Genomic DNA, 23,365 nt, shown 5'->3' on the forward strand with positions numbered 1-23,365 from the left:
CAACCTCCAGCAATCATCGTGCTCGGATCTACCTGTCATAGATGCGCGAGGGCATCCCCTGATCAGTTTGCAGCACCACAGCCGAATCCAACAGACATACGCGCCCGGCCCATTTGCCGTGCCGCCGTCGCGTTGCGTGGGTTAAATTGAGGGCAGCTGGCCGACGCTGGCGGGCCCACCACAAACGCTGGGTCTGATCGAGCGAAGGAGCAGCAGACGTGGGCACAGTCATCGGTGATCTTCTGCCACTGGCGGTCGGTGTGGCCGTCTCCCCGGTCCCCATCATCGCGGCCATCTTGATGCTGCTGTCCAAACGAGCCGGCAGTACCAGTGTGGGATTCGCGCTCGGCTGGCTGGCCGGGATCGTGGTCGCCACCACCATCTTCGTAGCGCTGGCCGGAGCCATCACCACCTCCGACGACGGTCCGTCGACGACCGCGTCGGTGATCAAACTCGTTCTGGGCGTTCTACTGCTAGCGGTGGGCGCGCGGCAGTGGCGTGGCCGCAGCGGCGAGCATGCCACCCCGAAATGGATGGCCGCGATCGACGACCTCACCGCCGCCAAAGGTTTCGGTCTCGCATTCGCGCTCGCCGCCATCAACCCGAAGAACCTCCTCATGTGTGTGGCCGCCGGCGTCACCATCGGCGGGGCGTCGTTGTCGCTGGGACAGCAGATCGGTTCCGTTGCGGTCTTCACGGTGATCGCCGCGTCCACCGTCGCGATCCCGGTGATCGGCTACCTCGTTGCCGCACAACGCTTGAGAGCACCACTCGACGCCCTCAAACAATGGCTCCAGGCGAACAACGCGACAGTCATGGCCGTCCTGATCCTCGTCATCGGCGTCGTGCTCATCGGCAAAGGTGTCGGCGGCCTGTAGCCCCGCTCGCGGCTCGAGGGAACGCGCGGACGCAGGAAGTGTGCAGATTGAATCCCCAACTATCAGCCGAGCTCAATTGTGGCCTAGCGCGTCGTTCACTCGGATATCGGATCGAGGTCGAAGCGCGTGGGGTGCGCCGCACGAACGTAGCGCACAGCAGTGGTGACCCCGATTCCGAACACATTCATCAACCTGACGGGGTCAGACGTATGCGCAGCCTCGTCGAAGATCCGGTCTGCGCGCAACGTGCCTGCACCGATCCCGATGATACGAAACCCAGTGGTGAGGCCATACGGGCTCATAGGTTTGTGCACGTCCGCTGAGTAGCGGCTGACGAACAGGTACCGGTTGGGCGTGCCCGGCCAATACCGGTACCTGTAGTCAATCCATTCCTGGACGAGCCGGTGCACTGCCTCGTCAAGATAAATGATGTGCTGTAGGTCTTTTCGCTTGACGGTCAGAGTTCCGTGAGCAAGGTCGACATCACTGAGCTGCAGGGCCTGGACTTCCGAGATACCCACGGCGTGCACCGCAACTAGTGCCACGATCAGCCGATGCTTGGGTGATTCCAACTGGGTCAACAGCCCACGAAGTCTGTCAGTCGGCAGCGGGCGAGGTAGCCGCCGGGCAAAGTGGCCGACCACTCCTCGGGCAGGGTCAGTGAAGACCCGCTTCTCTCGTTTGAGGCGGCCAAAGAGCGACCGCAATGCGGTATGCACATTGTGCGGCGAGTTACCACGATGGCGTGTCAGTGCTAGCTCGACGTCCTTGCGTGTCACCTCCCGAAGCGAGCTATACCGCCTGGCCCACTTCTTGAGCACCGGCAGTGCGAACTTCACGTAGGTCCTGACTGTCACCCACTGCACCGGGATCGATGGTCTGGAGCCGTTGCCGCGCAACGCTTGTACCCACACACCGATGTCGCTGCGGAATTGGGCTGGCACATCGGTCATGTACCGCCCAACCGCACGTTCGTCGCGGCCCGGCGCAGCAGGATCCTCCGGAGGAGTGCCCTCCCGACGAGGGCGAGTTGTGTCCATCGCTGACTAATTTGGTGGCAGCGATCGGCGTCCCTTGGTGCGGGGAACAGGCCGGTACTGCTTATCGGCCTCACCGACCGCCCGGGGCTTCGTGTCCACCGCACCAGCGCCGGCAAGGGGCTCAGCCTGCATCAGTTCGTCGACGGTGCAGTCCAGCGCCGCGCAGATCTTGTCGAGGTCGTCGAGCCTGACCGTCACAGGTGAGTGCGACCACAGGGCGGCGACCTTGCTCAGCGATGGCTCAAACCCGACCTCTTCGAAAGCTTTCAGCAGCTGCGTGGGCCGCCAGATGTCTCGTTGGGCGGCGACCATCCGCAGATTCCACTTCATCTAACCCTCCATACCGAGGCGGCGTACTGCCCGTTGTGTTGATTCCAGGACTGTTCGTTCAGGGTCCGCGCCCGCCGAGGCGAGATAACCGACCGTGGTGCTGGGCCATTCGTGTCCCAGAAGTTTCTGTACGTCCCACAGTGGCATGCCGTTCTCGTAGTTGTGGGTGGCGCAGGCGTGGCGCATCAGGTGGGGGTAGAGCTCGGGCACCGGACCGGGCAGGTACCGGCGTGAGAACTGTTTGAGGGTTCTGCGGAACGTTTCGGGAACGATCGCGGGCGCGACGGCGAGATTGAGTGCCGCAACCGCGGCGGGGAGGCGTTCTGAGGGCCACAGCGGTCCCGCGTCGTTGGTGGGGTCGTCGCAGAACTGGCCTCGGATCTCTTCCATGTACCACCACAACAACTCTCGGCCCTCGGCGAACAGAAACGCCTCACGCTGGCGGGGCCCAGAGCCTCGCGCGCCCTTGCCTGTGACCACGAATCTCCCCCACTGTCCGCGTTCCCAGTGCACGTCGCCTATTTTCACCGCGCACAATTCGCTGGCACGCACACCCGAGAGGTAGCAGATTTTGGCCATCACGTAGTCGCGAGCTGCAATCGGGTACTTGCGTGAGTGCGGTAGGTCGACTCGCCACGCGGCGAAGAAGTCGTTCATCGCCTTCTCGGTCGGTGGGATGCGCAGCGCGAAGTCCCCACGGTGGCGCGGCCGGTTGAACAGGTCGACCGGCGATTCAACGCTCACCCCGAACCGCCGGGAGATCTCGCCGCCGTACCTTCGCTCGAGAAACGCGAAGTAGTTGTCGACCTGGACTACCTTTTTCCGAGTGGTTGCTCGATGTTGTCTACCTGGGCCAGAGAAGTACCGGTCGAACTCCCGAGGTGTTAGACGCCATGGAACGCAGTCGTAGTACTCGCACACCTCAATGACGGGCTTGATCAAAGACTTCAGCGTCGATGGGGCGAGGCCTGCAACATCGCGCGCCCAGCTGTATTCGGCGAGGGTCTCCAAATAGAAGGTCGCTTCGTCCTCTGGGTTGGTGGTGCGTACAGCTCGAGATTGCAGGGTCTCGACATCAGCCAACCCGGTGTCGGCGGCGGTGCCGCCGGACTCGGCCGCAACAGCAGCAGCCCGACGAGTCCGAAAATCTGCCATGAACGCTGATAATAGGCGAGTAACTCGCAGATTTCAGGAGTTCTTGCCAACTTTTCTACCGCTTCCTAGATCCCAACTCGAAGGCCGTGACCAGCAGACACGCAGCAACCTCGGTCAATCAGGACCGATGGAACCCGTCTGCACTCCAGTGGACAGCGCATCGTCGCCGACATCGACAATGGCACAACATATTTGAACACCCGCAACGCTAACCAAGTCGCCGCCAGCTACCCCGACCTCACAGCAGCAATCGCCAAGGTACTCGGCAACCACTCGGCCATCCTCGACGGCGAAATCGTCGCCCTGGACTCTGCGGGTGTCCCGTCCTTCAAACGGTTGCAGCGCCGGATGCATGTCCTCACACCCACCGCCGCGCTGCAGCGCGAGGTACCCGTCGCGTTCTACGTCTTCGACGTCCTGGCCATCAACGGCGGAGACACCACCCGCCTGCCCTACCTGCGCCGCCGCGAGCTGCTCGAGGACCTCGCGTTGTCCACCACGGCCGTGGCAACCCCGCCGTTCTGGACCGACGCCGACGGGCCATCGATGCTCGACACCGCCCGCGACCACGACCTCGAAGGGATCGTGGCCAAGAAGTCCACCTCCCTCTACCTACCGGGCAAACGATCCCCGTCCTGGATCAAGACGCCGCTGCGCAACAACACCGAAGTCGTTGTGTGCGGCTGGATCCCAGGGCGAAGGAGCTGCGTCCGGCGGCATCGGATCGCTGCTGCTCGGTGCGCACAACACCGATCGTGAACTCGTCTACATCGGCCATGTCGGGACCGAATTCACGGCGAAAGCCCGGCGTGAGCTCCTCACCCAGCTCGAACCCACCGAACAACCAGACCCGCCCTTCGACACCGCTCCCCCACGCTCGCTCACCAAGGGCGCGCACTGGGTGAGCCCGACGTTGGTCGGCGACGTCGAGTACCGCGAGTTCACCGACCGGCTCAGACACCCAGCATGGAAGGGCCTGCGAGATGACAAGGGCCCGAGCGATGTTGACTGGCCGGGCAGTCACTGACCAGAGTCGGGGTCGCAGCACTTCTTCAGCAGCGAAAGCTGCCAGCGAACCAGATCTATCGCCGCAGCAGTGTCCGGGCTATCGGGGTCGAGGCCCTCGGCGAGCAGCGCTTCCCGCTCGATCTCGTCAAACACAGCTACTGCCCTCCGCCCACCTGGCCGAACTCTGCGCCGATAATGCCAGAGGACATGTGGTGATGTGGTGCGGGCCGATGCTTCCGACTTGTATGTAAGTACGTCGTGGCGTTCGAACCGGCGGGTTCGTAGCCTGGCGTAGGAGAGCGCAGGGGTGTGGCTCGGGTGCTTCGTGCCGTCCCGAGGGCGCGCTGTTGAGGGAATGGCTTGGTCTGGGTGTGTCACTCTCTGCGCTTTCCGTCTCTGGCCTGGCTCAACAGAGGCATGAGCGCACGCACGACGGTGTGACTGGAAGTCGGATTGCCGGCCGGGGATCTCCACAACCGCTCACTGAAAGGACTCCCCCTTTTGATCGTCATCGGTATCGATCCACATAAATCTAGCCACACCGCCACCGCCGTTGACCCTGCGACGAACGTCGACCTCGGATCGCTACGCATCCGCTCGACAGAGCCGGACTACCGAGCTCTGTTGGAATGGGCCAGGCGCTGGCCCGACCATCGATGGGCCGTCGAGAACGCCAAAGGCCTCGGACATCACCTGTCGTTATGGCTTGTCCAGCAGGGTGAATCAGTCGTGGACGTCCCCTCCACAGCCACCGCACGCGTCCGACAACTCTCCCGCGGTGGCCGACGAAAGAATGATCGTATCGATGCCGCGGCCGCCGCATGCGTGGCAGCACTGCAAGGCGACGAACGACCCGTGTTCTGCGAGGACTACACCAGTGTCTTGCGGGTGCTCGACGACCGCCGACGCAGCCTGCTGAGCGCCAAGAGCAAACTGGTGAACCAATTGCACGCCGTGTTGCGCCAACTCCTTCCCGGTGGTGCAGATGTCGATCTGGACTCGGAGAAGGCAGCGGTGCTGTTGCGCAGGTTCGTACCTGAATCGCCGGCTGATGTGATGCGGCATCGAATCGCTCTGGAACTGGTGGGAGACCTCCGCCGGTTAGACGTGCAACTCGCCGATATCTCCGAGCGCACCGAAATCACGCTGACCGACTGCGGCTCGACGCTGACGACGATCTTCGGCTGCGGATCTGTCACCGCCGGACGCATCATCGCCCGCACCGGCAATCCGTTCCGGTTTGCTTCCGAGGCCGCGTTCGCTACCTACTCCGGGACCGCACCAGTGCAGATCGCCTCGGCAGACTCTAACCGCCATCGTCTGTCTAGAGACGGCGACCGCGTGCTCAACTCCGCGCTCCATGTCATCGCGGTCTGTCAGGGAAGAAACCTCAGTAGTCCCGGCTACCCCTACGTGCACAACAAAATCGAAGGTGGCATGACCCGACGCTCGGCGATGCGCTGCCTCAAACGCCAAGTGGCGAAAAAGGTCTGGCGAACCATGTGCCAGGACCACCGCCGGTGGGAGGCACGAGAACAACTGAGAGACCCCGCCGCCGTTTAGGTCCACATCGCACTCTCTGCCGCTGTCCAGAACTCTCCCGACAGGCGGCGATGCCCGTGCGCGCTTACAAGATGACAACAGAGCGCGGAGGCCTGCTTCCCGCGCACCCAAGATGCCTCAGGCACGCCAGGCCTCCGCGTCGCAATGCTATCGCTAATCGAACACCTGTGCTAGTCGCCGCCTGGCCTGGCACCCTTGATACGAGCCTAACCCTACGGTGGCAATCAACCGCGCGGACGAACCATAGCTCGCAGACGAATGCCTAGCATTCGCCTGCCTCCTTCTCCTGCGCCACAACCTAGCAATACCGCGGATTTCGAGCACCCCACCCCTACTAGTCGCATGGAACCGAATACAGCAGAGTGGATACGGCGGGCAATCATATGTGACTCGTCGATGAAGGGAGCCGTCGCGCGTCGATGACTTCACTTGTTCGTCGACATTTCTGGCTGAGAGAATGGAGCGGTGGTATCCATTCGAATCTCATTGCCCAAAGACACACCTCAGCTCTTCATCACCGCCGACTTCATCAGGTGGCCCAACAACCATCGCGGAGAGATCCTCAGCGCAGGAGGACAACCCCTCAGTGCAGACGGCAGTCCTCCTCCGTTCCCGCCCGCAAACGATCTAGCCAATTATGTATCCATTGACTTTCAAGATCGCCGCACCCAAAAAGGCCCGACAACGTCGATCGCCCTGGAGGTGCACCTTGGGGACGATGACCCAGGAGTGGATCTAGAGGCCTGGGAAAGTATCGAGGAGGCCGGGGTACGCATGAACAGCTCCGTACTGCCAATGATGGATACCTTCGAACATGAACTTGACGAAGTGGCTACCGCCACCGAGGGCCAGATCGCCACTGGCGGCTGGTACATGCTCAGGGCCAGCGTTCGCGACTTGAACGCAGCCGCAGACACTGGACATCCGCGGGTGCGTATCGACCTGTGGCCGATCGCAAAGCCGGCGGCACTGCGTCGCATCAAGCACAAGCCAGCAACCGTTCCTCGCTCGAAAGCGCCCACAGCAGTCGATATCTCATCGGAATGGAACCGGCTCATGCTCGCCCTACTACGGGCCGGCGACAGCACAACCACACTGCATGATGCGATCGCAGCGAAACGCGCTATGGAAAACCTTGACGCAGTGCGCGATGCGGCCAGTGCCAGCGGCATCGATCTGAACGGTCCACTAATCGAGTGGTTCGCGATCCTGGCGCTCACCCCGACCCAAAAGCCTAGAATTTTACCCTCCTACGATGCACTCACCCTGGACGAATCGATACAGACCAGACAACGGATGCTCGACGCCTGGGAACCCGACGACGACACCTCCCCCACCGCCGGCGAGGCCGCCTACACCTTCATCCCGGAGTTCATCCCCATCGCTGAACGCGACGGATACGTTCTCTTCGTCGACACGCGCAGCGGAAAGAAGCATGGCCTGGTGCGCGAATTCGACAAGGTAGACGCCGACGACACCCCCACCACATGGCGATCACTGCCACGCCTCCTCAACGAGCTTGCCGTCGCCATCGAATACCGGCAACCCTTCAACGGCTGGCAACCCAGCTTCGACACCGGCGAACTGCGCTGGGACTATCGCGTGTCTTAGGTCGATACCGGCTCGGCCTGGCTCGTCGCCACCCGCGAACGGAATCAAAGACAAGTTCCGCCTCTGGCACTAAAGCCTTGATGCTGACCGCCGAACGATAGCCATTCAGCCAATGACCCAGCCGTGCGGGAGATCAATTCGAACGGATCGTGGCCTTGACTTACACAGAGGCACCCAGGTATCGCTACCCCATCGGCCCGCACCGTCCCATAGTATCGAACGTATGTTCGCATCGACAGGGGTGGCCGAGTCCTGGGGTCACCGACGGACGCTGCGGATCTGCACCCCTGCTGTGCCGGTGACCGTCGATCTGTCTGTGGTGTTGGGGTGGGCGTTCGCCACCCGCCGCCCGCCCATCGGGGTCTCCCTCGATACCCGTGCCCACGGAGTCCGGTTCGAACCGGACCATCCCGGCCTGCTGCTGGCGTGGCTGCGGGCCAGCAGTGGGCAATGGATCGGCATCTGCGAGGTCCAGTTGTGGAGCACGAACGCCCGCTGCGTCATCACCGAACGGTTCTGGCTACCGCCCAGCGCGGTACGGCGCCGCGCCGACCCACCGCGTTAGCTGGCCTTTTAACGATCCGCCGCACACAGTCGCCGCTAGTATCGGATCAACAACACTCAACTGAGCAATGAAGGACGTGCATTTGTGGCTACCGTGACCCGTGTCGAGTTCACCGACGATATCGACGGCAAGGCGCTCGACATCGACGATCTCAACCGGGTGAGCTGGTCCTGGCTAGGTGTGGACTACGAATTCGAGACCAGCACAGCCAATCTCGACCGGATCGAACACGGCCGGGTACCCCTGGCGACTCTGCTCGCCACGTCGCGGCGGGTCGGCGGACGCAAACATAGGCCCTCCCACACCACCACCGCACCCACACGTATCGCGGTCGTGGCCGGGACCGATAGCACCACCATCCGGCAGTGGGCCAGAGACAACGGCTACGAACTCGGTGACCGCGGGAGAATCCCCACGCACATCCTCACAGCCTTCACCGACCGCTCAACACCTTGAGCGATCCGGTCGGCGCGCAACGCATCGCCGCAGCACGCCCAGAAGGTCGGTCAGTTCGGCTGCGCCGCAGCACTTCTCATCGCACGCGGCGGGAATGTCGGCACATGCACCAGGCGCGGTGAGACCGGCGCCGCGCCTACGGAATGTCAGCATGATCGAGGAGGTGTTCGGTGCGCTCGAGCAGTGCTGCCATCTGATGGTCGAGGGCATCGAAGATGTCGTCGAGGTTCTCCAGGTCGCCGGCGGCGCGGCGCCGCGCAGCGATGCCGTCGTCGTAGGTGTCGTCCAAGGGCGCCGCGACAATGGGGCAGGGACGTTCTCGGTGGGGCGGGCGCGGCGCTTGAGCACCCCCGTTGTCCAGTCGGTGCGCGCGGTGATCGGCCGCCCCGGTGCCCGCAGATGGGTGTGTAGGACGGCGTCGATGGCACGCGGTTTCATGCCCGTGGTGGTGTCGCCGATCGGTGCGGTGGGGTTGCCCCACCGGTCGAAGGTCGGCAGTAACGCAGCGTCGGGGTTGTGATGCTCATGCCAGAAGACCTCTGAGGCCTGGGCGCGAGGCGCTGCGGTGTGCAGGACCGGAGCCCACGCCATCGGTGACGGGCGGCGCAGGGTGAGGTCGCGGATGGTCGCCCACCGCGAGAACTATGCGTCTGTGTCGGTGACGAACTCGTGGGCGTGGAACAAGCCCTATAAGGTCCGACACCACCCCAGTGAGTCAGACGCAAGTGAGGAGAACATGAATACACACGGCACCTTCGCGTCGAACTCGGCAGACCGTGGGGCATTCACATCTGCGAATTGACCTTCTCCGCGGCCGTCATCAGGGTGCTGCGGACAGTGTCAACGGAAATCTCGTCCTGATCGTAGTTGGCAACCAATGAGACCGATACGTTGCCGCTGACCCATTGGACACCACCGCTACCGCCGTCCTCAGCCATGACGACCATCGCACCAGGGATCTCTGGCACGGGAGAACTCTGCGCACCGGACAACTCCTCATTGCTGCGCACGTTGGCAGCACAGTCGGCCAGGGCTTGCTCGGGTGTTGGGTACACGCGGTATGCCACAGAGATTCCGCCTCCGTCGCAGAGGGACAGCGCGGTCTTTCCTGAAGGTTGCAATGCCTCGGCAGACTCTTTGTCGCGGCTGGCGACAACAGTGCTGGCGTCCAGGTCTCCAACCTCGATTCCAATCGCTGTGATAGGTGCCACCGGTAAGAAGTCGCACGGCGATGAGATGTACTTGGGCACCACTTCTTGGACAGCGGAGGCTTTGGAGCTACTCGGTCGCGGTGCCGGCGTCATCGACTGTGTACTGGCCGAGCTCGTCGTGGTTGTGCTCTTTGCGATGTTCTCGCCATCCTCGGCGTCGCCGCATGCACCGATCGCGAGTGCAGCGCTCACCAGAGCGACGTAAGCGCAGGCGGGAGCCAGTCGAAAATTCACTTTCACCGTCCAATCTTCCAAGGCGTTATGTCTGTGGCCGCCGCCCACGCAGCCCTCGCGAATGTGACCCAACTTGAGCCGGCGCGTGCGCAGAACGGGTAAGCGTCAAAATGTTGGACCAGGCCGACCGCTCTCGAATTGAGCACGCCGCGTCGACAGCCCATTCTCGCGATCACCAAACCATCTGGGCCAGATTCTATCCGATGTGTCGCGGCGGCTAGGTTGAAATCCTCAGCTCACGGTTCCTGTGGTGTTATAGAGCTAGAGCCAAAACCCGTTGGTCAGACGTCGCGACCATTAGATAACAGCGCGTGTTGCAGGCCTTGTGATTTCACTTGCCGCGTAATTTTCCTCGTGGTGAAGATCATCCCGGCACTCGATGCAGCTCGTATCCTACGCCCTCCCCTCCGCCGGAAGGCCATCTGGAATATTTCGCCTCTGACTCGCGGACAGTCGACCCCTGTGAGCATCCGAAGCCCACTTTCAGGTGACGAAACATTCCTGGAGTCGGGCCATTTACTTAACCCGTCCCAGGGATCACCTGCTCGCAAACAGCTTTCGTAAGTGCTCGGCACACTCAATTTCAGTCACTGGCAGGCGTGTAAAACTCACGTGGTGCCCTTTCGACGTTGTCCACGGGCCATACTGCTCGGCGTAGGGCTCGTTGGCCTGTCCGGGGAAAGTGACGAAGCCCAGGGCGCCGCTGGGCAAAGGGAGCTGAGTTTGCGCGGAGAGATACGCATTCAGTTGATAAAGGTCCTCGCGATCGACACCGCGCGGCTCTGCCAGTGGCTTGTACTTGGCGTCGATGATTGCTCGCGGCCGATCCACTGGTCCGACCACAATGTCAGGATACATTCGGCCGAATGCCTTGTCGGTGTGCGTGCTTCGGAGCAGCGGGTGCCCATCGCGCAGGTGTGTGCCGTGAAAGACGTCAGCTGCGCCGAACGCCTTTTTCGCGCAGTGGAGAAGGAACAGCTCCCAGAGCTCTGCAACGTCGATGAGGACACCATCGGTGCGATCTGCTGTGGCAGTCGATCGCAACCCTTGGTGTCGCACGATCCGCCAGGAAAGTTCGGCAACTCGCTTGTAGGGCAGTGTAATCGGCGTATACCTCACTGTCTGCAATTCCCGCCAGGTCGGCAGCACCGGCCGGGGCCCGGTCGCCGCGCGTAGCCGCGGCATGAGCTCCTCAACACGGTTCCCGCGCCAGTCGCCGCGGTGAATGCGCCGATCTAAAACTCGATCAGCGAGGACGATCGACCGTGAGACAGGATTGTCGATCTTTTTGGGACGGACAGTCGACGCCAACATCGGTCTGCGTCCGGCGCGGAGCATCAACGTTTTGTGCACATCGAGCTGTCCTCTCGTGTGCTCCGACACGTGCAGTTGACGGGTGCGTATGCCCGGTGGACCGTGCCGCGCGGCGTCCACGAGTGCTGCTCTCCACGTTGCTGCGAGTAGTTCGGCGATGAAGGTCGGAGCCGCGACATGTTGAGCACTCCGCGGAATAACGTGCAGGTTAAGCGCTGCACCAGCCCAGGCAGCGATAGTGTTGAAGTCCAGGCGTGGGCGTATTTCGAGGATTCGTCCGTCACGGTACAGCTCACCGATATACCGACCCGCCTTCCAGCCGTGCAGTTCACGTCGCACGATCGGGCCAGGAGTGTCCGCGGCGAGCGAGCGGCCCATTCGAAGCGTGAAGTCTGCAGGCTGGGTTGTCTCGGCGAGCTCCTGGAGCCATCGGTCGTCTTCGGTGGTCAGGGGCCGAACGGGTCCGACCAGGTCATGAAATATGAGCCTGTCAGTCACGAGACAGAAACGTTCGCTTGAAGGCTTTCAGTTCTTCTGTTTGCGCATCTGAACCGGCGAGGTACTGGGCGAGCAGGGGTTCCAGTGATCTAGACCAGAGGTCGTCCAGTGCCGGTTGAACTGCCCCATTTGAAGTCCAGAGGTAGGTGCCCTTGGATGGCTTGTTCTTGCGTGCGCGTACCCACGGCCCTAGGAAGAACGCGATGTCAGCAAAGTAGGTGTGGCCCACTTGGTACTGTCTGCCCAGCTCGTCCGACTCCTCTATCGCCCGATTCAGAGCCTGTGCCCGGTCGGCGAACTGCTCTAGCTGCTCGGCTGCGTCGTCGTACGAATGACGCTTCACATCACGATCCCAGCGATCGGCGACTATCGACAGCAGCGTCTCGCGTTCGAACGGACATTCTCGCCACAAAAACCGTCGTCGAAGCGCGAAGTCGAGTGTCTCCACGGATTGGTCGATTTCATTCATCGTGCCGATGACATAGAGGTTCTCCGGGATGACCAGGACATCTGGTTCCTGACCGGCGTCGAAGCCAGGGAGTTCTCGTTGCTTTCCCCGCTGATCGCGCTCGAGGAGGCTGAACGCTTCTCCTAGCATCTCTGTCAGATTGGTCCGATTGATCTCGTCCAAGATCAACACGCCCGGCAGTGCGTCGAGCCCGCCCGGTTGTTGCTGATGTTCGAGTTTGTCCACTACCCAGGGCAGAAATCCGGTCTGATATCGAGTGACATCGCCCTCCAGGCGCAGTCCGCGAATGAACTGCTCGTAGCCGAATCCCGGGTGCAGTTGGAGCCGAAAAATATTCGTGTCCATCGCCGTTTCCACTGCGGCAGCATTGGAAAAGTAGCGTTGAGGCCCCCACTGTGTTAGCGCTGCACGCCGAATCACTGCTTTCGCTAATGCCTCCGCCTGCCAGGTCTTACTCGTCCCTGGTGGGCCGTAGAGAACGATCTGTTTCTTCCACTCCAGGGCTTCGAGGTCGCCCACTCCGCCGGCTGTCGCGCCACCGGAGCTCTCCCAGACACCGCGCAAAGGCTCGTAGTAGAAGTCAACGGTCCCCCTCCTGGTGTTTCCTCCGGGAATGTACTTCTCAAGCTCTTGGCGGATCGCCCACAATTGCTCGTCAACATCATCGGAGATCCCCTCGGGGAGGAGCCCTGAGAAAGCATGGGCGATCTCGCGCTTGTGCGTACCACTGGAGATGCGTTCGTAGTACTCGGGCCGGAGCAGGTGCAACATCACGTGTCGCATCTCGCGGATCGGCCAGTCAGTGTCGTCCGCAAACTCGCGTAATGCGCTTTCAGCGGCCAGGACAGCACGCCGCTCTAGATCGGATAGCACCTTCAAACGGCGTACGAAGTCGATCAGATAGGCAACCTGGACGTCGCGTCGGGTGTTAAATCCTATGCCCGGATGACCAATGCCTTGGCTCATTGCCTGAACCGCGACCGCATCCGTTGGCAGGTCTATGCCTGTGCCCTCGAGGGACCGAGTGAGGACGTTGAACTTGCCCCGCCTGGTCACCGAATCGACAAACAGGAAATGCACGAGGAGTACTTCTGCTCCCAAAAGCTTAACGTCGTCGGACGCTCCGCTGAGCTGCTCTTCCCATTTGGTGACAAAACGGCCGCCGGCCGTGTTTCCCGCCAGTTGGTTGCCGTTAAATCGCTCGTACAGGTCCTCGACGTTCTTCTGTGTCCACACATCGTGGCGGCCGTCGAAAACGAGTGACTCATCGCCCAACAGACAGGCACGTTCCCACCGCTCGGTCGTCCGGTCGATCTTCGATCGGTCACCTTCAGTGAACCGTGCCATCGCGCTCCCCCACAGTTATAAACAAACAGATCCTCAGCAGGTCATATCACAACCATCAACGCGTTAAGTCATACCGGGAGCCCGCGTACCGCTCTAGAGGGAGCACACTCACTAATAGCGATGTTGGTGTTCTCAACGTCGTTGAAGTGGAAGCGCCCACGCGTCACCTCGATCATCTGGCCAGGTCGCTACTCCGTGACCAGTGTGGGTTCGAACGGCTGCGGGACGCTCACATCGCTCGGCTTGGTCAACGGCAGGCTCGCGAGGTGCTTTTGGAGCCGCTTAGACATGGGCATGAATGTGGCGAACGTGAGACTGCCCGAGACCGCTGCTCCTACCAGCGGGACGATCTTGGCTGCGCTTTTGGCGAAGATCTGCTTGGTCATCTGTACACCGAGCACCGTCGCGACCTTTTTGACTACCGGGTAGATCGTGCCTTTGGTCAGCGCTTGCTGCGGGAGCTTCTTGGCCATCTGCTTCGCGATCAGCGCCGACACTTGCGCTACACCGGCCTGCGCCGCGTTCACCCCGAACATGACACCGATGAACAGTGTGAGCATGCTCTCGGTCGCGGAGTCCATGCCGTCCCCATCGTCATCGAAGAGGTCAGGCCAGCTGTAGATGTAGGCGAGTTTCTGAACGACTCGCAAGACGTGGCCGTAGTACTGGGCGATATCGGCAGGGACCGTGGCGAACGCCGCGGGTCCACCCGGAATGCCCGCCACAGCCGAGATGGCAGTCACCTTGCCTGTCTCGTACTTGATCACACTTTTGGCGATCTGGTCGACCACGCTCAGCGGCACACCTGCGTCGGCAGGGGTCGTGGCGATTGCGCGGCGAACCTGCTCCTCCGAGCAGAACCTCTTCAGCTCACTGCGGAGGAACGCCTCACGGGGGATCCGCACCCCAGGCATCTGAGCCGAAGCCCGCAGCGTCTGCTCGAACTTCGTTGCTGGCTCGATCTGCTTGCCGTTGACCATGCGATTAAGCTACTGCACCCTTCTGACACCCACCGACCCGACCGGGCGGACCTTTCACGCACGCCACTTCTATGGATGACTGCATTTCTTGGTGCCCCGGTGAAGAGAGCGCGCAGGGTCCCCGATCTAGGCCGCATTGTTCGATAAACAGCGCTGTGCCAGGTGTCGCACTGCATATTTCACCCCCATGCCATCCTTGGGCAATCACCGAAAGTGCGACTGCCTCACCATCTGGCACACTGAGACTCCAGTCGAACGACCGCGAAGCGACCCGGTCAGCCTTGCGACGACAACACCCGGGTGCTGACTTATCGTACGTTGGTAGAATGGAAACAGTTCCCATAGAGGTTCGCCTAAAAGGTAGCCTCAAGGGGCCGTCGGGCCTGTATCCCCACGAAGTCCTCATGCTCAGCTATGCGCCAGGCTTCACTACTGCATCACGAAAGTTTCAAGGATTCTGGTGGTATCAGTATGGTGTCAGCGACCCTCACGCGCTGCTCACTGATCTCGCTGCCCGCGGGTTCCTCACTCCTGGTACTGCGGAACAGGCGGTGGAAGCGCAGACGGTCGCGACTCTGAAGGAATTCCTTCGCGCCCACAAACTCATAGTTTCCGGCAGAAAATCTTCGTTAGTGCAACGAGTCATGACGTCGATCTCCGCCGACTCACTAGATAAACAGTTCCCGGAACGTTACTACATGCTCACCCCTACCGGCGAAGATGCACTGAAGTTGAGCCCGCAGATCCCCTACATCCATCATCATCCAAATATTATTACCCTCAACATCTTTACGGTTGATACTGCGATAGTTGCTTATTCAGGGCGCTGGCGGGACGGAGTCTGGCGTCATCTAAATGAGCAGCTCGTATTGGAAGCAGTAGCAGGGAATTGGGGACACTTTCGAAACTGCAGACTATTTATGGCAAAATTTATCGCTGAAGAATCGAGATATTTAGAGGCCCTTACCCTGCTAGCGGATGTAGTTTATTTCGACCTAACCGGCATGGGCAATAAATTCTCCCTGGAACATCTCGATATCACCGCCGAATTCTTGTTTCCATACGAGCGATCACTTGCCACCCTTTCCCCGGGAGTCGTCTCGATGATCTTTAACTGGGCTCGCATAGAGCACCTAGATGACGCAGGTCTGCAGCAACTTCTCCAGGACCGAATCGTGATGTTGGGCTCACCCCTCCGCCTATTTACAACCGAGCAGATCGTTTCAATAGTGTTCCTCGAGCGAGATCAAAAACTCAAAGAACTCACCGCTTTGTACACACAGGCCGAGAAAGCCTTCGTGGATACCTATCGCATCAGCTAATCGCCAGATCGCTTGTCTGCAGGGATTATGATCCTGCACGTTCCGTTCGACTCACTGAGACCGCCTCCGCGAGGAATATTCATTCGCGGACCAGCGCGCCGCACGACCACTCACCATGCCTAGTTGGCGTCATGTCAGCGTACAGAACCTGCCGCCCGCGTATCCGTCGAGCTGGTCGGACCGCGGCCGCGCCAGCTGCAACGGCTGTCGGGTTTCGTTCACCTCACGCGAGTCGCACGAATCTGTCCGATGCTCGTGTGAAACTACGTTCGGATTGGACGGGAGGAACACTTATGGGTGTCAGCGACGGTGGTTCAGTGGTGGCCGAAGTCTGGGAGCTGCTCGACGCAGATGAAGGGGTAGCGGACGAGACCACCTATCTCGTTGCCGCAGCCCTAGAGGGCGAAGATGCATTGGCCTTCCAGCTCGGCGGCGATGCCCCGGCCCCGGCGCGTCCAGAACCAGCGGTTGCCACCGATGAACCTGCCCCTCTTCGGGCATTCATCCGCTCCATCACCGTCGAGGGATTCCGCGGGATTGGCCCTAAGACTGTGCTCGAGGTGAACCCGTACTGCGGGATCACAGTCGTGAGTGGGCGCAACGGCTCGGGCAAGTCAAGCTTCGCCGAAGCGCTGGAGTACGCACTCACCGGCACCAGCTACCGGTGGCAGAACAAAAAGAGCCAGCAATGGCAATCCGCTTGGCGCAACCTGCATGCCGGCGAACCTTGCGCCATCACCGCCGAGTTCGCGATGGAAGCCGACGACCACCGAACGGGCACAACGGCTCTTGTCGGTGCGACGTGGACACCGGAAGCCAAGCTGGACAACGCCCAACGCTGGTCCCAGATCAAAGGTCACAAACGTGACGCTGTCGCAGCACTCGGCTGGGACCAGGCCCTCTACACACACCGACCACTCATGTCGTACGACGAACTCGGCGGCCTTTTCGACGAGGGCCAGTCAGCGCTGTACGACGCACTGAACCTGCTGCTTGGGCTCGACGACATCAGCGACGCTGACGCCAGACTCAAACGGGTCGAAAAGGAACTCGCCGAGCCGCGCAAGGCGGCCACCGCAGCCCGCGGTCAACTGCGTACGTTTCTCGGAGAATCAGCCGACCCGCGTGCAGCGCTCGTGATGGAATACACGACCAAAGCGCCCTACGACCTCGACGCGATCACTTCCACCACATTGGGCACTGCCACCGACCAGGCCGCGACGATCACGCGGCTGCGCGCCATCGCTGCGACCGAGGTACCTGCCGAGGCCCAAGTCCGAGCGATCGCCACTGAACTACGCGAAGCGATCGATGCATTCGCCGCAGAATCCACTGCCGTGGATGACGCCTTGATCGCGCGGGCCGATCTACTGCGCGACGCGCTCAACCTGCACGCGCACGGCGGCGACACACCATGCCCGGTGTGCGAGACCGGAACCCTCAACGACTCCTGGCGCGCCGCGGCGACGGCACGGCTTGCCCGCGCCGACGATGCCGCCGCCCAACACCGCGAGGCCGCGGGGCGTCTCAAGCAAGCACGCGTCGCAGGCGCGCGGATATTCATCAACGTAGAGGCCATCTCGCCGATCGACGGGATCCATCTCGCGTCCCTGTCCGACTTCGATGACGCTCTTAAAGAAGCAATTGGTGTGCCTGCAAACCTCGCCGACCTACCAAATCACGTGGAAACAGCGGCGATCGAGCTCGCCGCAGCAGCCGGTGCGCTACGAAGAGAAGCCGCGCAGCGTGCCAACGACCTCGACGACGCTTGGGCTCCTGCCGCCCGCGCGATCTCCACCTGGATCGAACTGGAGAGAACCGCCAGGGCCGACGACGAACGTCTCCTGCGTGTGAAGACTGCCGTCACCTGGATCCGCGACTGCGCAGACACCTTGCGCGAGCGGCGCCTGGCGCCGATGGTTACCCAAGCAACCGACCTCTGGGCCCAGATGCGTCACGAAAGCAATGTAGATATCGGCAACATCACTCTCCATGGATCAGCAACTCGCCGCAGAGTCGTCGTCGACGGGACCGTGGATGGCGTACACACCGGCGCGCTGTCGGTGATGAGCCAAGGTGAGCTCCACGCTCTGGCGCTTGCGTTGTTCATTCCCCGGGCAACTACACCCGCCAGTCCCTTCCGGTTCCTCGTCCTCGACGACCCGATCCAGGCGATGGACCCCGCCAAAATTGGCGGATTCCTCGACGTGCTGGTCGACCTCGCAAAGACACGTCAGGTCATCGTCTTCTCGCACGACGACCGCCTACCTGCAGCGATCCGAGTTCGCTCTATCCCGGCACAGTTACTCGAAGTCAGGAGAGAACACGGATCCAGCGTCGTAATCCAAGAGAATGGCAATCCCGCAGATCGCTATGTCGCCGACACCGAAGCACTGATCCGTGACGAATCGCTCGACGACATGGTCAAAAACAAGGCGGCGCCCGGCCTGTTCCGACTAGCAATCGAAGCCGCCGCTTACCAGCGATTTTTCCGCGATCAGGCACGGGCCGGCGCTAACTTCTACCAATCCGATGCTGCTTGGGAAGACGCCAAAACCACACAGCGTCGCGTGGCGCTGGCACTGACCGGCACTGCCGACGCGGACATCTCGACATGGAAATCTCACCGCGACTACCGCTTCCCCACCATCGCAGTTGCCGCCTCAGCCGTTCACAGCGGCTTACTGCTAGACCGCACCCACATCCGCGATCTCCGCAACACCATCCGCGACATCGCGGAGTCTAAATGACAAGCGCGGCCAAGGCTCTCCTCACACGGGCCGAAGCCCTCCTGGACTCCCCTGCCGGTCCCACCATCGGCAACTCAGCCCGACTCGCGGCATTTCTTACCCGACAAGCAGTCGAGGACCTCATCGACCAGCGTTGCGAACGACTGTGCGGCGTAACTGTTTTCGGTGGATCTGCGAAGGCGAAACTCGCGGTTCTCATATCCTTGGACGCGACACCAACGGGCGCCGCCCTCATCGACTCCTGGCACCAGCTCACAACTTTCTGCCACCAACACGCATACCACCTATCCCCCACCGTCTCGGAAGTTCGCACACACTGTGACGCAGTCAGCACAATCCTCAGCAGCGAAGTGTCAAACTAGTCGGACAGCAACAGCATCCGGCGCAGGTGACATATCGTCCAGATCAATCTAAAGGTCGCTGGTCACCGCCGCCAGCGCGCTGATCAGGGGCATCGGATCACCCTGCGGGATGCCGCGTCCTTCGCGGACCGCCGCGTCGAGCAATTCGCCATTGAGAGCAGGAAACCCGTAAGCGACGGCGTAGAAGATGAAATCGAGCTTCGCCGATTCGAACTTTTTCGCAAGCGCTGTCCAGTGGCTCAGTTTCGTGAAGTTGCTTGAGGTATCCCGGGCGCTCTGCCACGCCGAACCCACAGTGCCGTTCGGGCCGACGAACTGGAAGATCCCGAGGACGAGAGGCTTCGCCACCGTGCTGCCTCTAGCCTATTGCGCCCGGCGGAAGATCTGGTCCGGGGCACATGTCGCGTTGTGGCCGAAGTAGTCCGTGAAGAGCGTATCGACTTGGTACCGTCCCGGGCGCGCCGCGAAGAACGGCCCAAGGGTTGACTCTGCCTCAACATCCTCCACAATCAAGTAGTCGAGCGCCTGAGTGAATCGGTCGAGGTGCTCGAGGACGCCGCTGATATTGACGTGCGCGTCCTCAATAATGAGCCATGGGTGTGGCAGCGATGTGAGCAGGTCGTCCGGCAAACCTTCGTCGATGCGATTCGAGTCGCCGCGCAGAAACGTTATTCCCTCGTGCTCGAACTCCGGCGGGTCGATGTCCATGCTCACTACATGCGGCGTCAGCCCGCTGAGCTTCTGCAGATCAGCCCAGAGCAAAGTGCCACCGCCGGATGCGGTGCCAAGCTCGATGATCGTCTTCGGCTGGATCTCGTTGACTATCAGGGGGGCGAGAGCAAAATCCCACACCGAACGCATGGTCGGACGGCCCGCCCACATTACGGGGCCGTTCATACCTTGCGCGGTGATGCTAGTGAAGAAGTCGGGCAGGTTTCCTGCGATGGCCCGCCGGTCGGTGTACTCGACGAATCGCCCCATCTGTTTCAGCGAGACCCACTGCGACACCACATTGTGGGCATGAGCGTCGAGCCATGTGACTAGGTCAGGTGAGCGTCCGTCTAGGTCCGCTGCGAACTCGGTGCTCGGAGTCACGCGGTTCTCGAGGTAGTTGATAAATACCGTGAAACCCGAGAACCAGATGCTGTCATTGACATGAAAGCGGTCGTAACAGGCGTCTGCCAGGTGCTTACGGGCGAGTGGAATGAGTTCCGCCGGATCCTCAATCAGCGGGAACCCTCGGTATAGGGAGCGTTGCTTGTGATTGCAGGCCGGCTCGTATGCGCAGAGATCGCCGCCGCATTCGAAGCATCGGATGCGGGTCTCGGCCGTAGGGATGGCGCGACCGCAGCGTGAACAAGTGGAGCCATTTGAGCCGAGGAAGTCGGCCGGCGATTTCGCGAGGCTTCGCTCCAGCCAGTCGATAGCCTGCTTTTCAGTTGCCTTCATCGACGTCGCTCCGGTGTGTCGCCGTCGGCGGGGCCCGACTCCGGAGCTGAACTCTAACAGGGCGAGCGCACGCATCTGGACGTGGCTTAAAGTACGTGTCAATGGAATCCCCCGTCGACTGCACCCGCGCAGGACATCCGGCGCTATCCGACGAACGTGACGTGTTACTTGCTGCGGGAGACCGCACCGGCGAGGCGGCTCCGTTCGTCCCGATCATCGAATCAATCTTCGCGATCGCCGAATGGCACGGGGACGACGTAGCCGTCCAGTTCAAGTCTGAGCAGCTCGGCTACTGGGACCTGCGACGTCTCGCGCAGCACCTTGCCGGGCTGCTCGCGGGTTGGGACATTCGGCGTGGTGACGTTGTGGCTGTCATGCTCGACCGCAGTCTCGAACTCATCATCGCCCAGCTCGCAGTCATGGCCTATGGAGCCATCCTATTGCCTATCGACCCGGAGCAGCCGCAGCAGCGCATCGATGTGATGCTGTCCGACTCGCGCGCGCGCCTCGTGCTCTCGGGCGATGCGGGTCCAGTGGGTCGGACGAGTCTGCTCCCGGTCCTCGACGTCGTTACCGCTTTGGCGGACGCGCCAGCGGGGCCCTCCCCGGCGCCAGCACAGGACCTGCTGTCCTCCGAAGACGGGTCGTACGCACTGTTTACGTCCGGGTCAACCGGACGACCCAAAGGTGTCGTCAACACGCAAGGCGGGATCAGCAATCGCATTGCATGGATGCAGGACACCTACCGCCTTACCCGAGATGATCGCGTCCTCTACAAAACGCCCGTCTCGTTCGACGTGGCCATGTGGGAATGGCTGTGGCCGCTCAGCGCGGGCGCTCGCATCGTGGTGGCAGATGTGGGGGCGCACTACGATCCCGGGGCAATTGCCAGCATCATCCGCCGTCACGGCGTAACACTCGCGCACTTCATCCCGTCGATGCTCCGGCTGTTCACCGCCCACCCGAAGGCGCGCGAATGCCACACGCTCCGGCAGATCATCTGCAGCGGCGAGGAATTGAGCCCGACTGCCGTTGACGAGGCACTCGAGATTTTCCCTGCCATCGACAACTTGTATGGCCCGACGGAGGCGTCAATCGATGTCACCAGGTGGGCGTGCCGTGCCGGGGCGACGCGCACCCCGATAGGCCGTCCGATCTCGGGCGTCCGGCTGCGAGTGGTCGACGAGGGCGGAGAACTCGTACCCGTCGGGGTTCCGGGAGAGCTGCTGATCGGGGGTATTGCATTGGCGCGTGGGTATACGGGCCGTCCCGGTCTGACGGCACAGGCGTTTGTCCCCGATCGGTGGGCGGAGGGCGAACGTCTCTACCGCACGGGTGATCGGGTCCGGTGGAGCGAGCCCGGCGTCCTCGAGTTTGTCGGTCGGCTGGACGCCCAAGTCAAGATCCGGGGGGTACGCGTTGAGCCCAGCGAAGTGGAGTCGGTGCTGAGCGCTATCCCCGGCATTACCGGGGGCGTCATCGTCGTGCAGCAAGACGAGCGCCGCGGGCCGCGGTTGACCGCATTCGTAACGGGTTCCACCGACCCCGATGCACTGCGACGGCGCCTGCGCAACGTCCTGCCCGAGGTCATGGTTCCGGACGAGATTACCCGCCTCGACGCGATGCCGCGAACGCCGAGCGGCAAGATAGACCGGGCCGAATTATCTGGGATTGTCCGGGCCCGATGAGCCTGGACGCACTCGTCCGCGAGGGCGCAGCTGACAGCAGCGTGATCATGCTGGGTGGCGGGATGCCGGCTACTGAGCTTTTTCCACGCGCCGCGCTCACCGATGCGTTCCGCGCTGCGATGGATGACCCCGCCGCAGCGGCCCTTCAATACGACTGGCCGGAAGGGAGACACGGTCTACGGGAATGGGTCGCGGCGCGACTGCGTGGGCGCGGCGCCGACGTCGATCACAACGCCGTCATTCTTACAGCCGGGGCGCAGCAGGGCATCAGTCTGGCCTGCCAGTTTCTGCTGAGACCCGGTTCGCGCGTACGGGTCTCGGCCGAAAGCTATCCGGCTGCCCTGGAGCTGTTCCGCCAGCGCGAGGTGGTGCTCGCCGTGGGGACGGCGCCCGCGGACTGCGTCTACGTGATGGACGGAATTGACAACCCCTACGGGTCCGCGTCGGATCCAGATGCGCGCGCCGACCTCATCCGCGAAGGACTTCCGCTGATCGTGGACGAGGCCTACGCGGAACTCGACTTCGAAGGCCGTATTCCTCGCCCGCTCCTCGCGGACGCTCGCGACCGGGTCTGGCACGTCGGGTCGGTGTCCAAGACGTTGTCGCCCGGACTGCGGACGGGGTGGCTCGTCCCGCCCCCGCACTTGGTGGGGCGGGTACGAAGAGCCAAGTTTACGACCGACCTCCAGTCATCGACCATGTCCCAGCTGCTCGTCGAACGGTTCCTCGCGACCGAAGACTACGACGCCCACCTGGTCCGAGCACGCTCGCTTTATGCACGCCGCGCGAGCGTGCTGTCGACCGCCGTCCGGCGCCACCTTCCAGAGTGGAGGTTTCTAGAACCCGCCGGTGGGTTCGCGCTCTTCCTCCAAACCGACCATGTCAGCGAGCATCCGACGGCGGACCAAGAGTGGTTGCGGACCGCGACCCACCACGGCGTAGCGTTCGACCCCGGCTCGCTCTTTCAGGTGCAGCCGGGATCGGGAACTCTCGCCATGCGCCTGTGCTTCTCGGCGGCCGACGATGAGCACCTGATCGAAGGAGCCAAACGGCTACGAACCGCCTGGCGTGCGTACCTCAAGGCCTGAGTCCGTGGCTCGGATTGCACCGGTCTTTCGCGGACGCACGAGCAGAC

Annotated in this window: 22 protein-coding genes; 12 read left to right on the forward strand and 10 right to left on the reverse strand. The window is 61.9% G+C overall.

Going from position 1 to position 23,365, the window contains the following annotated elements; translation table 11 throughout:
• Positions 1-218 precede the first annotated feature (218 nt).
• Positions 219-878 carry a GAP family protein gene (locus tag J3S28_RS26200; RefSeq protein WP_207843913.1) on the forward strand — a complete coding sequence of 220 codons (660 nt, stop codon included), beginning with the start codon at positions 219-221 and terminating at the stop codon, positions 876-878.
• A gap of 95 nt (positions 879-973) precedes the next feature.
• Here the strand turns inward: J3S28_RS26200 and J3S28_RS26205 are convergent, their stop codons facing one another.
• The 3 genes from J3S28_RS26205 to J3S28_RS26215 all read right to left on the reverse strand — a co-directional run bounded on the left by J3S28_RS26205 (position 974) and on the right by J3S28_RS26215 (position 3,403).
• A complete protein-coding gene (locus tag J3S28_RS26205; protein ID WP_207843916.1) occupies positions 974-1,831 on the reverse strand; it encodes a tyrosine-type recombinase/integrase in 858 nt (285 codons plus the stop codon).
• A gap of 93 nt (positions 1,832-1,924) precedes the next feature.
• A complete protein-coding gene (locus J3S28_RS26210; RefSeq protein ID WP_207843918.1) occupies positions 1,925-2,248 on the reverse strand; it encodes a helix-turn-helix domain-containing protein in 324 nt (107 codons plus the stop codon).
• On the reverse strand, positions 2,249-3,403 hold the full coding sequence (locus J3S28_RS26215) for a tyrosine-type recombinase/integrase (RefSeq protein WP_207843920.1): 1,155 nt from the start codon (positions 3,401-3,403) through the stop codon (positions 2,249-2,251).
• 159 nt (positions 3,404-3,562) lie between these two features.
• Between J3S28_RS26215 and J3S28_RS26220 the strand changes: the two genes are divergently transcribed.
• Positions 3,563-4,162 (forward strand): ATP-dependent DNA ligase, encoded by a 600-nt coding sequence (locus J3S28_RS26220; RefSeq protein ID WP_443735580.1) that lies wholly within the window; start codon positions 3,563-3,565, stop codon positions 4,160-4,162.
• The gene (locus J3S28_RS28515) at positions 4,077-4,430 is read left to right on the forward strand and encodes an ATP dependent DNA ligase (protein WP_237342151.1); all 354 of its coding nucleotides are present in this window, start codon (positions 4,077-4,079) and stop codon (positions 4,428-4,430) included. The genes J3S28_RS26220 and J3S28_RS28515 overlap by 86 nt, the downstream gene beginning before the upstream one ends.
• On the opposite strand, the gene J3S28_RS26225 is transcribed toward J3S28_RS28515, so the two are convergent.
• Positions 4,424-4,564, reverse strand: a complete 141-nt coding sequence (locus J3S28_RS26225) for a hypothetical protein (RefSeq protein WP_207843922.1) — start codon at positions 4,562-4,564, stop codon at positions 4,424-4,426. The two genes, J3S28_RS28515 and J3S28_RS26225, sit on opposite strands and share 7 nt — an antisense overlap.
• A gap of 348 nt (positions 4,565-4,912) precedes the next feature.
• Between J3S28_RS26225 and J3S28_RS26230 the strand changes: the two genes are divergently transcribed.
• The 5 genes from J3S28_RS26230 to J3S28_RS26250 all read left to right on the forward strand — a co-directional run bounded on the left by J3S28_RS26230 (position 4,913) and on the right by J3S28_RS26250 (position 9,126).
• Positions 4,913-5,974: an IS110 family RNA-guided transposase gene (locus J3S28_RS26230; protein WP_207843924.1), complete on the forward strand. Its 1,062-nt coding sequence runs from the start codon at positions 4,913-4,915 to the stop codon at positions 5,972-5,974.
• Positions 5,975-6,439: 465 nt separating this feature from the next.
• Positions 6,440-7,585: a hypothetical protein gene (locus J3S28_RS26235; protein ID WP_207843926.1), complete on the forward strand. Its 1,146-nt coding sequence runs from the start codon at positions 6,440-6,442 to the stop codon at positions 7,583-7,585.
• A 223-nt stretch (positions 7,586-7,808) separates the two neighbouring features.
• Entirely contained in the window at positions 7,809-8,150 is a 342-nt protein-coding gene (locus J3S28_RS26240) for a hypothetical protein (RefSeq protein ID WP_207843928.1), read from the forward strand.
• Between the two features lie 84 nt (positions 8,151-8,234).
• A complete protein-coding gene (locus tag J3S28_RS26245; protein ID WP_207843930.1) occupies positions 8,235-8,606 on the forward strand; it encodes a histone-like nucleoid-structuring protein Lsr2 in 372 nt (123 codons plus the stop codon).
• Between the two features lie 151 nt (positions 8,607-8,757).
• Positions 8,758-9,126, forward strand: coding sequence for a hypothetical protein (locus J3S28_RS26250; RefSeq protein ID WP_207843932.1), 369 nt, complete (start codon positions 8,758-8,760; stop codon positions 9,124-9,126).
• A 265-nt stretch (positions 9,127-9,391) separates the two neighbouring features.
• On the opposite strand, the gene J3S28_RS26255 is transcribed toward J3S28_RS26250, so the two are convergent.
• The 4 genes from J3S28_RS26255 to J3S28_RS26270 form a co-directional block, all read right to left on the reverse strand.
• A complete protein-coding gene (locus J3S28_RS26255) occupies positions 9,392-10,099 on the reverse strand; it encodes a hypothetical protein (protein WP_207843934.1) in 708 nt (235 codons plus the stop codon).
• A 489-nt stretch (positions 10,100-10,588) separates the two neighbouring features.
• Positions 10,589-11,704: a 5-methylcytosine restriction system specificity protein McrC gene (locus J3S28_RS26260; protein WP_207843936.1), complete on the reverse strand. Its 1,116-nt coding sequence runs from the start codon at positions 11,702-11,704 to the stop codon at positions 10,589-10,591.
• A gap of 151 nt (positions 11,705-11,855) precedes the next feature.
• Entirely contained in the window at positions 11,856-13,679 is a 1,824-nt protein-coding gene (locus J3S28_RS26265) for an AAA family ATPase (protein WP_207843938.1), read from the reverse strand.
• A 188-nt stretch (positions 13,680-13,867) separates the two neighbouring features.
• On the reverse strand, positions 13,868-14,659 hold the full coding sequence (locus J3S28_RS26270; protein WP_207843940.1) for a hypothetical protein: 792 nt from the start codon (positions 14,657-14,659) through the stop codon (positions 13,868-13,870).
• Positions 14,660-14,985: 326 nt separating this feature from the next.
• Between J3S28_RS26270 and J3S28_RS26275 the strand changes: the two genes are divergently transcribed.
• Positions 14,986-15,981: an SAP domain-containing protein gene (locus tag J3S28_RS26275; protein WP_207843942.1), complete on the forward strand. Its 996-nt coding sequence runs from the start codon at positions 14,986-14,988 to the stop codon at positions 15,979-15,981.
• A 293-nt stretch (positions 15,982-16,274) separates the two neighbouring features.
• Positions 16,275-18,731, forward strand: a complete 2,457-nt coding sequence (locus tag J3S28_RS26280; RefSeq protein ID WP_207843945.1) for an AAA family ATPase — start codon at positions 16,275-16,277, stop codon at positions 18,729-18,731.
• 410 nt (positions 18,732-19,141) lie between these two features.
• Here J3S28_RS26280 and J3S28_RS26285 read toward each other — a convergent pair whose 3' ends face one another.
• Together J3S28_RS26285 and J3S28_RS26290 are read right to left on the reverse strand one after the other, a co-directional pair.
• The gene (locus tag J3S28_RS26285; protein WP_207843947.1) at positions 19,142-19,441 is read right to left on the reverse strand and encodes an LLM class oxidoreductase; all 300 of its coding nucleotides are present in this window, start codon (positions 19,439-19,441) and stop codon (positions 19,142-19,144) included.
• Between the two features lie 15 nt (positions 19,442-19,456).
• A complete protein-coding gene (locus J3S28_RS26290) occupies positions 19,457-20,542 on the reverse strand; it encodes a CmcI family methyltransferase (RefSeq protein ID WP_207843949.1) in 1,086 nt (361 codons plus the stop codon).
• Between the two features lie 101 nt (positions 20,543-20,643).
• On the opposite strand from J3S28_RS26290, the gene J3S28_RS26295 reads away from it, so the two are divergent.
• Both J3S28_RS26295 and J3S28_RS26300 read left to right on the forward strand, forming a co-directional pair.
• Positions 20,644-22,230 carry an amino acid adenylation domain-containing protein gene (locus tag J3S28_RS26295; RefSeq protein WP_207843950.1) on the forward strand — a complete coding sequence of 529 codons (1,587 nt, stop codon included), beginning with the start codon at positions 20,644-20,646 and terminating at the stop codon, positions 22,228-22,230.
• Complete coding sequence (locus J3S28_RS26300; RefSeq protein WP_207843952.1) at positions 22,227-23,318, forward strand: aminotransferase-like domain-containing protein; 1,092 nt, start codon at positions 22,227-22,229, stop codon at positions 23,316-23,318. The genes J3S28_RS26295 and J3S28_RS26300 overlap by 4 nt, the downstream gene beginning before the upstream one ends.
• Positions 23,319-23,365: the final 47 nt, after the last annotated feature.

Source organism: Williamsia soli, assembly GCF_017377795.1.
GTDB lineage: Bacteria > Actinomycetota > Actinomycetes > Mycobacteriales > Mycobacteriaceae > Williamsia > Williamsia soli.

What these genes read in the sequence shown, in the direction of transcription:
- J3S28_RS26205 (WP_207843916.1), bottom strand. Translation starts at nt 1,831, where the DNA reads ATGACCGATGTGCCAGCCCAATTCCGCAGCGACATCGGTGTGTGGGTA.
- J3S28_RS26210 (WP_207843918.1), bottom strand. Translation starts at nt 2,248, where the DNA reads ATGAAGTGGAATCTGCGGATGGTCGCCGCCCAACGAGACATCTGGCGG.
- J3S28_RS26215 (WP_207843920.1), bottom strand. Translation starts at nt 3,403, where the DNA reads ATGGCAGATTTTCGGACTCGTCGGGCTGCTGCTGTTGCGGCCGAGTCC.
- J3S28_RS26240 (WP_207843928.1), top strand. Translation starts at nt 7,809, where the DNA reads ATGTTCGCATCGACAGGGGTGGCCGAGTCCTGGGGTCACCGACGGACG.
- J3S28_RS26250 (WP_207843932.1), top strand. Translation starts at nt 8,758, where the DNA reads ATGATCGAGGAGGTGTTCGGTGCGCTCGAGCAGTGCTGCCATCTGATG.
- J3S28_RS26265 (WP_207843938.1), bottom strand. Translation starts at nt 13,679, where the DNA reads ATGGCACGGTTCACTGAAGGTGACCGATCGAAGATCGACCGGACGACC.
- J3S28_RS26270 (WP_207843940.1), bottom strand. Translation starts at nt 14,659, where the DNA reads ATGGTCAACGGCAAGCAGATCGAGCCAGCAACGAAGTTCGAGCAGACG.
- J3S28_RS26275 (WP_207843942.1), top strand. Translation starts at nt 14,986, where the DNA reads ATGGAAACAGTTCCCATAGAGGTTCGCCTAAAAGGTAGCCTCAAGGGG.
- J3S28_RS26280 (WP_207843945.1), top strand. Translation starts at nt 16,275, where the DNA reads ATGGGTGTCAGCGACGGTGGTTCAGTGGTGGCCGAAGTCTGGGAGCTG.
- J3S28_RS26290 (WP_207843949.1), bottom strand. Translation starts at nt 20,542, where the DNA reads ATGAAGGCAACTGAAAAGCAGGCTATCGACTGGCTGGAGCGAAGCCTC.
- J3S28_RS26295 (WP_207843950.1), top strand. Translation starts at nt 20,644, where the DNA reads ATGGAATCCCCCGTCGACTGCACCCGCGCAGGACATCCGGCGCTATCC.
- J3S28_RS26300 (WP_207843952.1), top strand. Translation starts at nt 22,227, where the DNA reads ATGAGCCTGGACGCACTCGTCCGCGAGGGCGCAGCTGACAGCAGCGTG.